10 protein-coding genes are annotated in these 15,656 nt (G+C 49.8%); 7 read left to right on the top strand and 3 right to left on the bottom strand.

All coding sequences use genetic code 11. From position 1 onward, the window contains the following. The first annotated feature begins 25 nt into the window (after positions 1 to 25). Positions 26 to 2,476: a GH116 family glycosyl hydrolase gene (locus tag AC506A_RS10195; protein WP_495460810.1), complete on the top strand. Its 2,451-nt coding sequence runs from the start codon at positions 26 to 28 to the stop codon at positions 2,474 to 2,476. Here the strand turns inward: AC506A_RS10195 and AC506A_RS10190 are convergent. After that, the gene (locus AC506A_RS10190; RefSeq protein ID WP_495460809.1) at positions 2,454 to 3,443 is read right to left on the bottom strand and encodes a LacI family DNA-binding transcriptional regulator; all 990 of its coding nucleotides are present in this window, start codon (positions 3,441 to 3,443) and stop codon (positions 2,454 to 2,456) included. The two genes, AC506A_RS10195 and AC506A_RS10190, sit on opposite strands and share 23 nt — an antisense overlap. Positions 3,444 to 3,709: 266 nt before the next feature. Here AC506A_RS10190 and AC506A_RS10185 point away from each other — a divergent pair, with 266 nt between their 5' ends. The 6 genes from AC506A_RS10185 (at position 3,710) to AC506A_RS10160 (ending at position 13,128) form a co-directional block, all read left to right on the top strand. Then, positions 3,710 to 6,160 carry a GH116 family glycosyl-hydrolase gene (locus AC506A_RS10185; RefSeq protein ID WP_495460808.1) on the top strand — a complete coding sequence of 817 codons (2,451 nt, stop codon included), beginning with the start codon at positions 3,710 to 3,712 and terminating at the stop codon, positions 6,158 to 6,160. 141 nt (positions 6,161 to 6,301) lie between these two features. Then, the gene (locus AC506A_RS10180) at positions 6,302 to 7,561 is read left to right on the top strand and encodes a DUF5050 domain-containing protein (protein ID WP_495460807.1); all 1,260 of its coding nucleotides are present in this window, start codon (positions 6,302 to 6,304) and stop codon (positions 7,559 to 7,561) included. Between the two features lie 40 nt (positions 7,562 to 7,601). Next, the gene (locus AC506A_RS10175) at positions 7,602 to 8,441 is read left to right on the top strand and encodes a nucleotidyltransferase domain-containing protein (RefSeq protein ID WP_495460806.1); all 840 of its coding nucleotides are present in this window, start codon (positions 7,602 to 7,604) and stop codon (positions 8,439 to 8,441) included. Between the two features lie 149 nt (positions 8,442 to 8,590). Beyond that, positions 8,591 to 9,265 (top strand): NAD-dependent epimerase/dehydratase family protein, encoded by a 675-nt coding sequence (locus AC506A_RS10170; RefSeq protein WP_495460805.1) that lies wholly within the window; start codon positions 8,591 to 8,593, stop codon positions 9,263 to 9,265. Between the two features lie 16 nt (positions 9,266 to 9,281). Beyond that, positions 9,282 to 10,043 carry a DUF5692 family protein gene (locus AC506A_RS10165; protein WP_495460804.1) on the top strand — a complete coding sequence of 254 codons (762 nt, stop codon included), beginning with the start codon at positions 9,282 to 9,284 and terminating at the stop codon, positions 10,041 to 10,043. A 520-nt stretch (positions 10,044 to 10,563) separates the two neighbouring features. Beyond that, on the top strand, positions 10,564 to 13,128 hold the full coding sequence (locus tag AC506A_RS10160) for a glycoside hydrolase family 2 protein (protein ID WP_495460803.1): 2,565 nt from the start codon (positions 10,564 to 10,566) through the stop codon (positions 13,126 to 13,128). Positions 13,129 to 13,449: 321 nt separating this feature from the next. Here AC506A_RS10160 and AC506A_RS10155 read toward each other — a convergent pair whose 3' ends face one another. Then, on the bottom strand, positions 13,450 to 14,568 hold the full coding sequence (locus AC506A_RS10155; RefSeq protein WP_495460802.1) for a Ger(x)C family spore germination protein: 1,119 nt from the start codon (positions 14,566 to 14,568) through the stop codon (positions 13,450 to 13,452). Beyond that, on the bottom strand, positions 14,561 to 15,655 hold the full coding sequence (locus tag AC506A_RS10150) for a GerAB/ArcD/ProY family transporter (RefSeq protein ID WP_495460801.1): 1,095 nt from the start codon (positions 15,653 to 15,655) through the stop codon (positions 14,561 to 14,563). The genes AC506A_RS10155 and AC506A_RS10150 overlap by 8 nt, the downstream gene beginning before the upstream one ends. Position 15,656: the final 1 nt, after the last annotated feature.

The raw sequence follows: 15,656 nt of genomic DNA, 5'->3' as shown, positions 1-15,656 counted from the left end.
GAGAAGCAGAGGAGGAATCCCGTCCATGACAGGCAGAACCTATAACGACGTTTATCCGGATAGTTGGAACAGCCGCATCGCATTCCCAATGGGAGGTATGGGGGCAGGGATGTTATGCCTCACAGGAAGCGGGTCCTTATCGCAGGTATCGCTGCGAAATAACCCTGATCTAGCCCATGAACCTTATCTGTATTCAGCCGTTTGTGTGAAGTCAGAAACAGGCAATATCGCGCGAGTGCTGGAAGGTCCGATTCCGCGCTGGAAGTTGTTCGGCTATCATCAAGCAGATGTCGATCCGGGACATTACTTAAGAAATTATGGATTACCTCGCTTTAAACGGAGTTCTTTTCAATCTCGATTCCCGTTTGGCCTCATTCAATTACAAGACGATAAGCTGCCGCTCGACGTGGAGATCAAAGGCTGGAGTCCATTTGCCCCCCTTCAAACCGATGATTCTTCGCTGCCTGCAGCTGCACTTGAATATACATTTACCAATCGTTCGGATCATCCTCTTGAACTCGTTTATTCCTTCCACGCGAAGAATTTCATGGCCACAACAGAAGATTCAGGTGAGGTGCTCGCTACCGATAACGGATTTATTCTGAATCAGCCTCCGGTAGAAGGGAAGCCGTGGGAGCAGGGAGCGTTCAGCGCAGTAGTGGATAAGCGGCCTTGCAGCGTCAACTATGCGTGGTTTCGAGGAGGCTGGTTCGATTCGCAAACGATGGCCTGGCAATCCGTGCAATCAGGCGAGATGCCGGAGAATCCGCCAATAACCGAAGGCAAACCAAGTCCTGGAGCCAGCTTGTTTGTGCCCCTCAAGCTTGAACCCGGCGAGCAGCAGACGGTTAAGCTGAGGTTCGCATGGTATGTGCCGGAAACGAACTACCATCATGGGGATTCCGCATTGCCGGAGGACGGAAGTCCGCGTACTCATAAACCGTGGTACGCAGGCCGATACGATGATATTAGAGCGGTTTCGCGCGACTGGTCCAACCGATACGACGCGTTATATCGGATGAGCAAGCAGTTTAGCGATTGTTATTATGATTCGACGCTTCCGGCTGAGATCGTTGAAGCCGCTGCCGCTAATCTATCGATTCTGAAAGCACCAACAGTGCTTCGTCAGACAGACGGCAGATTATGGACATGGGAAGGCGTAAATGAAACAAGCGGCTCCTGCCACGGCTCCTGTACACATGTCTGGAATTACGCACAAGCGCTGCCGCATCTGTTCCCGGAAGCTTCACGCGAATTGCGCAAGACGGAGCATAATGAATGCCAAGATGAGCACGGACATCAGAATTTCAGAGCACCGTTACCGATCAGACCGGCAACGCATTCCTTCCATGCGGCGGCAGACGGACAGCTGGGCAGCATTATGAATACGTACCGGGAATGGCGGATTAGCGGAGATTCGGAGTGGCTCGCAGAATTATGGTCTAAAGTGAAGCAAAGCCTGCAATTTTGCATCGATTCGTGGGATCCGAGACATAGCGGTGTGCTTGAAGAACCTCATCATAACACCTACGATATCGAATTCTGGGGTGCGAACGGCATGTGCACATCGTTATATTTAGGGGCACTGAAAGCAGCTTCGCTCATGGCGGAGAAAGTTGGAGACGAATCCTCAAACCTCTATCAGACACTCTATCGAAATGGCAGACTCATCATGGAGCAGCAGCTGTTCAACGGCGAATATTATGAGCAGGAGATCAAATGGGAGGGGCTGAAGGCACAATCGCCGCTCGAAATCGCTTCTATTAATATCAATTATTCGCCTGAAGCGATTCAGCTCTTCAAGGAGGAAGGGCCGAAGTACCAATATGGGAAGGGCTGTTTGTCCGATGGCATTATCGGGGCATGGATTGCAGAGATGTGCGGGTTAGGGGATATTCTGGATCGAAATCAAGTGAAAAGCCATCTGCTCAGCGTGTTCAAGTACAACTACAAGAAGGATCTCACCGAGCATACGAACTTGCAGCGATCCGGTTTTGCAGTTGGCGATGAGGGAGGGCTGCTGCTTTGCACATGGCCGCGCGGCGGGCAGCTGGCGCTGCCGTTCGTGTACAGCAACGAGGTGTGGACAGGCATCGAATATCAAGTCGCTTCCCACCTAATGTTGGTTGGCTGTGTCGAAGAAGGACTCCAGATCGTCAGAACCTGCCGCGATCGTTACGATGGTTCCATTCGCAATCCGTTCGACGAAATTGAGTGCGGTCACTGGTATGGCAGAGCGATGGCATCCTTTGGACTCATTCAAGGACTCACAGGTGTCCGGTATGATGCAATCGAGCGGACGCTGTATCTCACGCCTTCCAAAGCGGGAGATTTCCGAAGCTTCCTATCGACAAACAGCGGGTTTGGCACTGCAGGTGTTCGTGACGGTCAGCCGTTCTACGAGCCTGTCTATGGTGAGTTACAGATTGATCGGCTGGTTTATGAGGTAGATGCTAGAGCGAATCCCGTTCAATAATGGAGTAAGCGACATTCGTGCGCTGCGGGATGTCTTGGCGGCCTTGGATGCTCGCGATTAATTGTTCGGCGGCTCTGCGTCCGATCTCGTCAACGTGAAAATCAATCGTAGTCAGCGCAGGATCAACATAGTGAAGAATGTCGATATTATCAAAGCCCATGACGCCTGCCTGCTCCGGTACCCGGATATGGTGCGCCTTCAGAAACCGCATTATGTCGAGGGCATAGATATCGCTGCTGCAGAGAATCGCGGGCTTCTCGTCCGATTCCGTTATTAGCTGCAGCATGCTTTCCATGTAATCCTGATCTGTAATCAACGTATAACGGATATCCGGAAGCTCTTCGCAAGCCTCGACAAACCCTTTATAACGCTGCTCCGGCACGTAGATATTGCTCTTACCCTTGTAACGCAGAGGCGGGCTTACATACAGAATCCGGCGGTAACCTTTCGATGCGATATGATGAACGGCTGTTCTCATCGCTTGTTTGTCATCGATCCAGACGAATGGCAGCTTAGCAGACACCCGATTGGCGAACGTGACGATCGGTACGCCGGACAGCTTCAAGAAGGTATCGAAGGTCGTGCCCATATTAACCGGTGACAGCGCAATGCCGTCGACTTTACGGTCCAGCAGGTTGTTGATGTATTCCATTTCCAGCGCTTTATCCTTATTGGTCAGTACGAGATAGACGAAGTAACCGTGTTTTCTTGCTTCAGCCTCGAAGGAGTGGAACAGCTGCGAGAAGATGCGGTTATAGACGTCGAACAGCACGATGCCAAGCGTCTTCGTTTCTCCTTTGACCAAACTTTGGGCCAGAAAATGCGGTCGGTACCCCAGTTCACTGGCAACCTTCATGATCTTCTCGCGTGTAGCTTCATTGATGCCGGGACGGTTATTTAGCGCACGATCGACCGTACCCCGAGTTACTCCGCACAGCTCCGCGATTTGTTTGCTCGTCACTTTCATCAGATTCTGGCAGCTCCCGACTTTGGATTCATAGTTTTGCGATAATCGTAGTATAGAATGAGGGTGCAGGTCAATCCGTTCATGTGCACGGTGTGCGGAAAATGAAGTTGAAGATCATAAATAATAGCGTTTACAAAAATATACATGACTGTTACAATTAAAATCGTTCACGTGCACGGTGATTCCGTGCAAGCCATTATAACATTCCTAGTTGCGCATCATTCATAACTGAACGATAAACGAGCCTATAAGGAGCGATCGACAAGATGGTTTATTCGAAAGAGCAATTATTCGATTCATCAGGGCAGCGTACGTATTCGGAAGAAGCGAAGGAAGCTGCTTTTCTGCTAGGCGGAATCGGTACGGGTAATATCTCAATCGGCAGCCGCGGGGAGTTTAGAGATTGGGAAATCTTTAACCGCCCGGGCAAAGGCGACTTGCTGCCGAACACCTATTTCTCCATCTGGGTTAAGCCGGAAGGCGAAGCGCCAGTAGCGAAAGTGCTAGAGTCGAGATTGCCGCTGCCTCACAGCCGATCGCACGGATACCATCCGATTACAGGTGCCGGATTGCCTCGTCTAGAGAAGTCAACGATGCGCGGTGAGTATCCGCTCGTTTGGGTGGATTTTGAAGATAAGGAGCTGCCTGTACAGGTTTCGCTTGAAGCGTTCACGCCGTTTATTCCGCTCAATACGAACGATTCCAGCATTCCTGGCGCATACATGACTTACACGGTCACCAATACGTCGGATAAATCGGTCGATGTGACGATCGCAGGCTCGCTGATGAATCCGATCGGCGGATTGAATTACGACTCGTTTGGTAACTTGGATGTACGTAATACAGGGGGGAACTTCAACGAGTTCCGAGAGGAAGACGGATTTACCGGCTTGAACTTCACCTCGAACGCATTTGGCGAAGGGGAATTGAATTTCGGCAGCCTCTCGCTGGTGACGACGAATCCGAAGGTGACGCATAAACGCGCATGGTTTCGCGGCGGCTGGTATGATTTTCTGCAAGAGTTCTGGGATGATTTTGTCCAAGACGGCCAGCTGAATGACCTGGGCTACGACACGCCTTCCGAGCAGAACCGGACGGATACCGGCTCCCTTGGCGTATGCGAAACGTTGGCGCCTGGTGAGACGAAGACGTTTGCATTCATGCTGGCATGGCATTTTCCAAACCGTGTCAACGGCTGGAATGACCATATTTGCGTGAAGGAAGAAGCACGACATATTACGCAAAACTACTACGCCGGCTTATTCGACAGCGCGTGGTCTGCGGCTTCCTATCTGGTGAGCAATCAAGAGCGACTGACGCAAGAAACGAAGCTGTTTCACAGTGCGCTGTTCGAATCCACGCTCCCATCTCATGTTCTTGATGCATTATCGAGCAACATTACGGTGCTTCGCAGCCCCACCTGCTTCCGGTTTATCGACGGGCGGTTCTTCGGCTACGAGGGATGTTTTGATCATCAAGGCTGCTGTGACGGAAGCTGCACGCATGTATGGAACTACGCTCAAACGCTTGCGTTCCTCTTCCCTGAGCTTGAGCAGAGCATGCGCAGAACAGAGTTTCTGACGGAAGTCGAAGAAGATGGCAAAATGAATTTCCGTGCGTTTAAGATGTTCCAGTCGGAGTGGACGTGGCAAGGCACTTCTGCACCGGCAGCAGCCGACGGTCAGATGGGCACGATCATGCGTGCCTATCGCGAGTGGAAGCTGACAGGCGATGATGATTTTCTGCGTGAGCTGTGGCCTTCCATTCAGAAAACGTTGAATTATGCGCCGCTGCACTGGGATACCGATGGCGACCTGGTGTTTGACGGTGTGCAGCATAATACGTATGATATTGAATTTTATGGTCCGAACCCGCTTACCGGTGTATTCTTCCTAGGCGCGCTTCGCGCGGGGTCCGAGATGGCTCTATATCTGGGCGAAGAAGAGACAGCGAAGAAGTATGCGGCTGCGTTCGAAACGAGCTCGAAGCGACTTGATGAGCTGACATGGAACGGCGAGTACTATGTGCAGCGTCTTGAAGACGTGGATGCACATAAGTATCAGCACGGCATTGGCTGTTTGTCGGATCAGCTGCTTGGCCAGCAGCTCGCACATCTGTATGGACTTGGTTATTTGCTGCCGAAGGAACGTGTGCAGAGCGCGATTCATGCGGTGTTCAAGCATAACTTCAAAGAGGATTTCTACAACCATGTCAATTGTCAGCGGACGTACACGCTTAATGATGAGAAGGGCTTAGTGCTGTGTTCGTGGCCGGAAGGCGGCCGTCCGAAGCTGCCATTCGTCTATTCCGATGAGGTGTGGACCGGCATTGAGTACCATGTGGCGACGCATCTGATTTACGAAGGCTTTATAGAAGAGGGACTTACGATTGTAAAAGCGGTACGCGACCGTCAAGACGGATTCCGCCGCAGCCCTTGGAATGAAGTCGAGTGCGGCCATCATTATGCACGGTCGATGTCAAGCTGGGGACTTCTGATTGCGCTGAGCGGTTTCGAATTCGATATGGCTCGCGGCGAAATGAAGTTTGCGCCAGTCATTAATGAAGCGGATTATACCGGCTTCTGGAGCACAGGCCGTGCGTGGGGAACGTACAGTCAGAAGCAGAAGGATGGCGACGTTGAGATCGACGTCAAGGTGCTGTATGGCGATGCTTCCGGCGTGAAAGTCTATGCAGGCGGGAAAGAGTTTACGCTATAGCAGCTAGTGAGAGGCTGTCTCAAAATGCCATTATTGGCTTTTGGGACAGTTTTTTTGTGCAACAATCTCCACTGAGCTTCGTCTACAAAGGAAGAGACTCATTTTCTACCTAATCATTCTAATAGACGAGGTGTCCTTATAATGAAGAAATGGTTGATCAGCATGCTCGTTTGTACGTGCCTCTTAAGCTCGGGAAGCCGCTTCGCACAAGCAGGCGAGGTGCAAGCGGATGCATCGATTACAGTTACCGTAAACGATCGCGTCATAGCGTTTGATACCAAACCGATGAATGATCATGGAACCTTATTTGTCCCGCTTCGTTTTGTCGTTGATGAGCTGGGCGGCCAAATTACAGGTTGGAGCAACAATGAAGTAATCGTCGCGAAAGGTACCGCAACGATCCGTATGCACATTGGTTCAAAACAGATATCGATTAATCAGGAGCAGCACGAGCTTCTGGCAGCACCTAAGCTAATAGAGGGCCGAACGCTCGTGCCGCTTCGTTTTCTCTCGGAGGTGTTAGGAGCAACGGTCCAATACGTGGACCATCAAGTTCTCATCCGCACCGATATTCCGGAGCCAATCCATGGCAATTCCATTGGCAATCTCAATAACGGCGGCTGGTACGTGAGCGACAAAGAATGGATCTATTTCAACAATCAGGATGACAGCGGCAGGCTTTATAAAGAGAAGTATGATAGCTCGGAGAGTCAGTTGGTCAGTGACGACAAGTATATAGGGGCATTGAATCTAGTTGGTGAGCAATTGTACTATACAAGCGACAACAAGCTTTTCAAGTGTGATATCGATGGGGCGAACCGGACGCTTGTGCATGATTTTGGAGTGGGGGTAAACCTGGTATCCATCGTTGGAGATTGGATTTACTATACACAAGGCACCTATATGTATAAGCCGCTGTATCGCATGAAGCTGGACGGAACATCCAGAGAGCTGCTTGAGAAATACCAGGTATCCAGCATTGCGGTGATGAATGGGAAAATTTATTATACAATTGAAGCTCAGAAGCTATTTGTGATGGATACGGACGGACGCAATAAGAAGAAACTGCTCACGGGGGACTACATTACATGGGTCGAAGTGAAAGGGCAGTCTCTGTATTTTAATTTCAAAGGGAAGTTGTACAGCATGCGTACAGACGGAACGTCTTTAACGAAAATCTCTGATCTGGATGCGCGCAATATTAATATTCAAGGAGATAGGCTCTATTTCAGCAACTATAGTGAATACAGCAAGCAATTATATCGGCTGAATCTGCTGGATCACACTACTCAGAAGCTAAGCGATGATAAGGTTTACTATGTAAATATTTTGGATAAGAAGCTGTTCTTCTACAACCCTGATATCAGAGTCGTTGAAGAGATTGAGATCGAAGGGGCATAATAAGGAGAAACGCAAGAAGCCTGAGGTGATAAAGTTGGAAATGGAACAAAGGCTGGCGGTTATCGTAGAGCAGCTGAAGCGGGTTCCCGGCATTGCTGGCATTGTGCTCGGCGGTTCTCGTGCTACGGGAACACATACCGATGAATCCGATGTAGATATCGGCCTCTATTATGATGCGGCTGAGCCAATCGATATTGAAGTACTGTCCGCGGTCGCGACAGAGATGGACGACTCGGGAAGGGAAGAGCTCGTCACGCCAATCGGGGGTTGGGGGCCATGGATCAATGGCGGAGGCTGGCTCCGTATCGGGGGAATTGCCGTCGATTTGTTATACCGGGAGCTGGATAAAGTGACAGCTGTAGCGATGGACTGCCGGCGTGGCAGCATATCCGTTCATTATCAGCCGGGTCATCCGCATGCCTTCTGCAGTCCCATCTACATGGGAGAAGCAGCTGCTTGCCGAATTTTATGGGACCCGAAAGGCCGGATTGAGCAGCTTAAGATCTTGTGTACGCCATATCCGGATGCGCTGATGAAGGCGGTTTCGGATACCTTCCTGTGGGAAGCGGGCTTCTCGATTGCTAATGCGCATAAAGGCGTGAAGCGTGGAGATGTTTCTTATGTCGCGGGCCATCTGTTTCGCACGGTCAGCTGCATGACACAGGTGCTATTCGCACTCAATCGTACCTATATGCTGAATGAGAAAGGTGCGGTCGCAGCATGTGCGGCCTTCCAGATAAGTCCGGTTGACTTCACGAATCGGATTGAACGGAGCTATTCACTGCTATCGCCGGAGCGGGCTGTCCTAGCATCGGCCGTGCAAGAGATGGATGCGCTGGTGCAGGAAACGGAACGACTAAAGGCAGAACATTTACGTTAAGCGTGTGGCAGATTGACTGGCTGGGCAGGTGGAAACCTGCTCAGCTTTTTTCTTTTTCATGGACATGAACCTTATATCTACTATTCAGCGATCGTTTATTTTGCTATCGTTGATAGATCAAGGAGAAGAATAGAGAGGAGGCACTCAGCATGAAGGTACTCATATTCGGGGCAACGGGCATGGTCGGGCAAAGCGCGCTTCGTGAATGCCTTGTAGATCCACAAGTGACCGCGATCACCTCAGTCGGACGAAATGTAACCGGTCAGAAGCATGCCAAGCTGCATGAGATTAAACAGGCTAATTTGCTTGATCTATCTGCAATCGAGAATCAATTAACGGGCTTTGATGCCTGCTTCTTCTGTCTCGGTATATCGTCTGCGGGAATGAGCGAGGAGCGTTATACCGCGATTACCTATGATCTGACGATTAGTGTGGCAAAGATATTGGCGCGGTTGAATCCGCTGATGACGTTCATTTATGTGTCGGGCAGGAGCACGGACAGCACGGAGAAAGGCCGCAGCATGTGGGCGCGAGTGAAGGGGAAAACAGAGAACGATCTGCTGAAGCTTCCGTTCAAAGCGGCGTATATGTTCAGGCCCGGGGGGATTATACCTCGCCATGGTGTCAGGTCTAAGACTAAGCTATATCAAGCATTATACACAGTTATGAGACCGTTCTATCCGCTGCTGGAGAGAAGCTTTAAGAGCGCCATCACGTCATCGGATAAAGTCGGACGCGCCATGATCGTCGTTACGCAGCAAGGTTATTCAACACCGTTCATTGAAAGCGATGATATCAATCAACTAGCTTCACAACAATCATGAACTGCGAGGAATTTCGATGTCGATGAAGCCAGCACCACTTCCGCAATCCATACTATTCGAACTCATTCTGGCTGTAATCGTCGGTGGTACGGTCATCACCGCATTCTCACCTCTTTATGGGAATGGGATTATTAATGTCGTTGTTCCGATCGTTATTTTATTGGTCTTAAAAGCTGATTTCTTTGAAAAGCTGAAGCTTTCCACGCTGTTAATCGGCCGAATATTGGTTGTCGTGACCTTCCTAGGTTTCTTTCCGGACAACTGGCTCGTTCCAACCATTGTGTGGCTGCTTCGCATCAATATTCTGGAAGCGGCACTGACCGATTACAAGAATAGAAGCTACTATAATGTCGCTTCAGGCATTGCTTTGATTGCTTCATCCTTTGTTCTACAAGGCGAATGGCTCGGAACCTATTACGTCACGACTAACGAAGCGATGATCTATTGGGCGATTGCCTATACGCTCTGGAATTGGAACTTCGTCATCTACAATTTCAAGCAGCAGATCGGGTTCTACCATATTGCTGTACTCATTGCTCCGCTGCTGATTGTACTCGGAGCGTGGAATCCCGGATTGTGGCTAATCATGCGTGCGAACAGCTTGACGCTTGCTGGGATTTTTCAAATTTCATGCAAAAGGTACTTGGAGCAAAACCTTCGGAATGAATCGCTCACTGCTTTCATTGCTGCGGTTAAACGAAAACCTATTCAACTTGCCGTTATGGTAGTCAATGTGCTGCTCTGTGTTTTGACGCTGGTTTTTGTAGGGATAGGTTAGCGAATGAGGTGTCGAGAGAGTCCATGGGACTTTCTCGACATTTTTTTATATAACAATTGCCATAAACTGTGTAATTCGTAGTCTCAAAGCTTAGATAATATGATGAATCTATGAAAAACAGAGTTGCTCCGAATAGGCAGTAAAACTATGATGTGGATATGAAAGCGCATACAAGATGATTCAATCTAGCGGTGGCAGAAGGGAGATGCTTGGAGGAAAGTCAGCAGTAGAAGGATGGACCAACTAACCGAATCACAAAGGAGAATAACAATGAAGAAGAAGATTACGCTTGTCTTGTTAGCCTGCAAGGATTTGCATCTGCTGTTGATGCGGCCAAAGAAGCAGGAGGACAAGTCATCGTTGACGAATTGAATAAGCAATATGCAGCGTTTACAGCAGGCAAGTAAGGGGAGCGAGAAGAACGGGCGGGGCATTGCCCCGCCTTTTCCATGTTAATCCAAGCAGCAGAAAGCGGACATCCGTTCCACCTTGAACACGAATTCTCGAAAGGGGCTTGTTTATGACTAATCGCATCTTGCTTAGCGGATCGGAATGGACCGTGACCGGATGGAATCGCAATCAGTGGAAGCTCGGCATGAGCATGGAGCTGGGCTTTAGCATCAATCCGATGCTCCCGGCAATGAAGGCTGTAGTTCCGGGGGCAGTGCAAAGAGATTTAATCGCGGCAGGCTGGCTGCCCGATCCAAACGAAGGCTTGCGAAGCATGGAACTGGAGTGGGTGAACCATCGCGACTGGGTGTATGAGCGAAGGTTTGAAGTTCCGGAAGGCTGGGTGCAGGACCGCTGTGAATTGGTGTTTGAAGGACTGGATTTCTGTGGATTCATCTATCTGAACGGCGAAGAAATTGCAGCTTTCGAAGGGATGTTTCTTCCGGTAACCATTGATGTTGCGGCTAAACTGCGTGTGGGGAAGGGGAATGAGAATAGGCTTCAGCTTGTCTTCCTGCCGAGTCCTGAGGTGGATGGGCAGATCGGCTACTCGAATGAGATCAGCAAAGTGAAGTCGCGCTTCAATTACGGCTGGGACTGGTGCCCGCGCATCGTACCTGTTGGGATATGGAAGGGTGTAAGTCTGCGGACTTACACTGCGCTGAAGCTCGTTGATTTCTATCCGAAGGCTGTTCCGGCCGAGGATGGTGACGGCGGTGTGGTGCAGTATGGTTTGGAAGCTGAGATTTGGCGGCCGGGCAGCTACACGTTGGCCTGTGAATTAGTCGATGCAGTGGGCGAAATCGTACATAGTGAAAAGAATATCTATGATATTCGTGGCGGTGGAATACGTCGAATTGAGCATGAAATGTCCATTAAAGCTGTTCGCCGCTGGTGGCCGAATGGCTATGGGGATCAGCCGATCTATATGGCGAGGATCACAGTTTATGATACGGAAGGTCGAGTATGTGCAGCAGATGCGAAGATAGTAGCTTTTCGCACCATTCAGTTTGTTCCGAACGAGGACTCCCCTCCGGGTGCGCTGCCTTATACGCTGTTGGTAAACGGCGAGCGAGTTTTCATGAATGGCGTGAACTGGGTACCCATTTCACCGTTCTTTGGCGGCGTAACGAGCGAAGAGTATGCGCATTACCTTGGTCGATTTAAGGCGATGAACGTGAATTTGTTGCGCGTATGGGGCGGAGCGATTACGGAGAAGGAAGATTTCTATGCCTATTGCGACCGCAACGGTTTGCTGGTATGGCAGGAGTTTCTGCAGTCATCTAGCGGGTTGAACAACTGTCCGCCGGATAATGCTGCATTTCTGAAGGAGCTCGCGGGCGTGTCGCGGGCTGCTGTTTTCGAGAAGCGATCGCATCCGAGTTTGATGGCATGGTGTGGCGGAAATGAGCTAATGTGGGAGAATTTCTCACCGGTGGACGAGAGACATGGGAATATTGCGATGCTGAAGAAGCTGGTGGAAGAGCTGGATCCCGGTCGTCCGTTCTTCCCGTCAAGCGCGTCCGGCCCTAGATTCGGTGCAACTGAAGAGGAGTTCGGCAAAGGGCTGCATCATGATGTTCATGGACCTTGGCTCTATCTGGGGGAAGAGAACCACTATCGATTCTTCAATCACAATGACAGCTTGGTGCAGACGGAGACAGGAACGCCCGGAACGTCAAGAGTGGAGAGGATCCGCGAGTTAGCTGATCGCATGTCCCCTTGGCCGCCGACGAAGGATAATGCCTATTGGCTGCACCGCGGCGCATGGTGGATTCAATGGGAGCAGCTCTCCGCTATGTTTGGGCCATGGGAGCTGGAGCGGGATGAGCTGGAGCAGTACTGCCAGGCCAGCCGGTATTTGCAGCTGGAATCGCTGCGGTACATGGCGGAGGCGACACGTCGAAGAGAGCCGCGATCCTCGGGTTTTATTATCTGGATGGGCAACGAACCGTTCGCCAACAATGCCAACACGTCCATGCTGGAATATGACGCGATACCAAAGCCGGTTTACTATGCGATGAAGAAGGTGTTTGGCGGTTTGCATGTATCTGCGAAGTATGATCGCCTTTCGTACGGTGTAGGTGAGTCGTTTGGCAGCGAGATTTTCCTGCATGCGGATCGGGCGGATCAGCAGCTGGTGCCATTTGCAGTGAATGCTCAGCTGTTGCAGGCAGACGGCTCGGTGCTTGAGAGCCAACGCTTCTTGGCTTCGGTCGCGCGTGTGAACGATTATATTGGCAAGTTGGAATGGCAAGTAGAGGATGTGCCCGGCTCTGTGATGGTCTTGCGATTGGCTGTAAGTGACGAGCATAATCGGGAGATTGCAGCGAATGAGTATCTGTTTACCGTGAATGCAGCTAGTCCGCTTGAACCGCTACGAAGGCTACCTGCGGCTGATGTTCGAGTACGGCAAGGCGACCGACCGGAACAGCTTATTATGGCCAATATGTCAGAGATGGCTGCCATTGGTGTGTATTTGATCCAGCGTGATGCAAGTCAGCTTATCCATCTGGATCGTAATTATTTGACGCTGCTTCCCGGGGAGCAATTGGCGATCCGTTCGATGAATGGTCCCGTGTCGCCGGAGGATTTCTACGTAGAGGGAATGAATATAGGTGGACTGCTAATTTAATAGCCATGCTAATAAACAAGGATAGTCTTCGTGCTATCCTTGTTTGATGCTGTCGATAAAATCTCGACATCTCGCACTCCTCATCTTGCATCTCGTGAAAATCTAACGAACCGTAGAGGCGTTATTTGGGGATAATCGCTCCCAAAAACTCAAAAACCGTCAAATAGAGCCCCTACGGTTCGTTAGAAGTATTTCGGAGCCGATAATGGGCAAATAAGCGCCGTACGGTTCGTTAGAGCATTCAGGCAAAACGTTAAGCGAAGTTTCGCGGATGCCAAAGAGCTCCACGGACTTCGCTATTGCCGGTTTTATTTTAGCCCGCTATGATTCAATCATCCCCGCATCTCGGACGTTGATTTGCACGTTCACTTTGACAGGCTGTTTAGGATAGACGGTTTTCCAATCGAGATGTTTCCAAGTTTCATAAGACATGCTGTTTCGCACGGCGATGCCGATACCTAAACTGTCGGTACCAAGGGATTGCAGCCGGGTAACGATTAATTGTAATTCTTCACGTAATGCCTTCGACATATCTTGCTCCAACTGGGTGAAGGGGGTATCTTTGTCCAAATGCTGTTTGCCTTCATATTCGAGGATAACGCCGCTAACTCGGACGTTTAACGTGACCTCGTGAGAGGATCCAACCTTCTTGACGGAGATCGAGCGTTTCGTAATCAATTGAGTGAGCATGGCCCGCTCTTGCGAGCCGGCAGCGCTATTGGTAAATTTGATAAGCAGCTCGCCATTCTTCACGTTCTTAAGCAGCAAGAAGAACGGGACAGCTTCATCGGAAGCCATCTTTCCCCTGTAGCTGTCACCACTAAACAGTGCGATTCCATCAATTTCGACATAGTCTTTCTCCTGCGCAATGAGCGGCAGGATCGGATCGATGCCGTCATCGTAATAATCGCGCACAAATTCGTATAGGCCGCCGGGAGGCACTTCGTTTATTTTACTTTTCTGTTCGACGAGAGCGCTGATATGATCACTAATCGAGGGGATGCCAGGGTATGGATGAGTTAGTAACTTAACCGCGTTCCCATTTGCAATGATGATACGGATCTTCTCGCCAACCGAATAGTCCCGACGATAAGAGTCCAAGTAATTCCAAATGCCGGCTGCTGCCAGTTCATTGCCGAATATCAAATTCTGCAGCTGACCGGAAACGAGTATTTGGCTCGTTTTGAGTGAAAGCTTTCGGCGTGCTTCCTTCGTAGACTCCGATTCCGTTTGCAAATTGGTCACTTGTGTCTGCCCTCCGAGGCCAATGCGGGGTATCGCAATGGCAACGGCGATTTTTTTCCCTTTCGAAGTACCATCCTCTTGTTTCACCGCATCGACAGCAACGCTGTTTACCATTCCCAAGTCCTCAAGCTTCTGTTCTTTGATACATCCTGTGAGCAGCAGGAGCAGAAGCAGGATTAATCCGCGTCTATACATGTTTTCGCCGCCCCTTCAAATGATGGATATAAATGAGTATGAGCAGCAATGCGGGCAATAGAAACGCGACTCCGATTTCCGTAATACCCATGTAATGAAGCCATTGTTCGGTCTTCTGCAAATCACCGCGATTCCACGTCACGACGATCGCAGCGAGAATGGCCATTGCCAAATAAGGAATAATCCGCTTCTTTGCGGTAGTGATCATATTTTTGACCAATTCAAGTGCCGCCCAAAGATACATGGTCGTAATAATAAGTGCTCGAAGCAGAAAGAGATTGAAGATGAAATCATCCACGCGCTGCACGAACGGGAAGCGGATAAACGATAACGTATTTAAGGACGGATATGCGAGCTGCTTCAACTGTTCAAAGCTATAGAAGCTGAAGGTTAGAAACGCAATAAAACAATAAACCAGCGTCACAACGAGGTTTGCGATTTGAAAACCTTGCATTAAGCGAGTCTTTTTTCCTGAATAAGGAAATAGCAATAGACACAATTCGTAGCCTAGAAATGCAAAATAGATGTTGAAAATACCTTGCAAGGTAAACGCCGCATCTTTAAACATATAAGGTGTGAATCGAGTAAAGTTGAATTGATTCAGCATCGTCTGCGGAACAAGGATAAGCTGCCAGAATACACAGATGAAGAAGATCACTGTAGCCGTGGCGATGCCGTTAATGCCTTTGCCCAGAAGCAATACAACGAGAGCTCCGAGCAGAATGTACAGGTAGAGAGGGTTAATCGTCGGAAACGACGTGGACCGCAATATTAGCAAAAACTGCTTGCTGATCAGGACGCCTAACACGGTCCATTGCAGGGTAAGCAAACTGAATAGAGGAACCACGATAGCGGAAGGCAGTACACTTCTCGCGATCTTGTAAATACTGACACCTTTGCTGAATCGATAGACTAAAGCAATCAGCCATAAATTGATGGACGCGATCGCACCGAATCCGAACAGGGCAAGCCAGCCATTATAACCAAATTCTTCAGCGAGAAAGCGCGGCATTTCGAACGAAATAATGCCGTACTGCAACGTAATGGCCAGGATGATGACTTGTGAAAAGGTTAGTTTCGCATTCATA

The organism is Paenibacillus sp. N22P23 (genome assembly GCF_059383735.1).
Note: the sequence above shows the minus strand (reverse complement) of the source record. Positions and strands in the feature narration are given on the sequence as shown.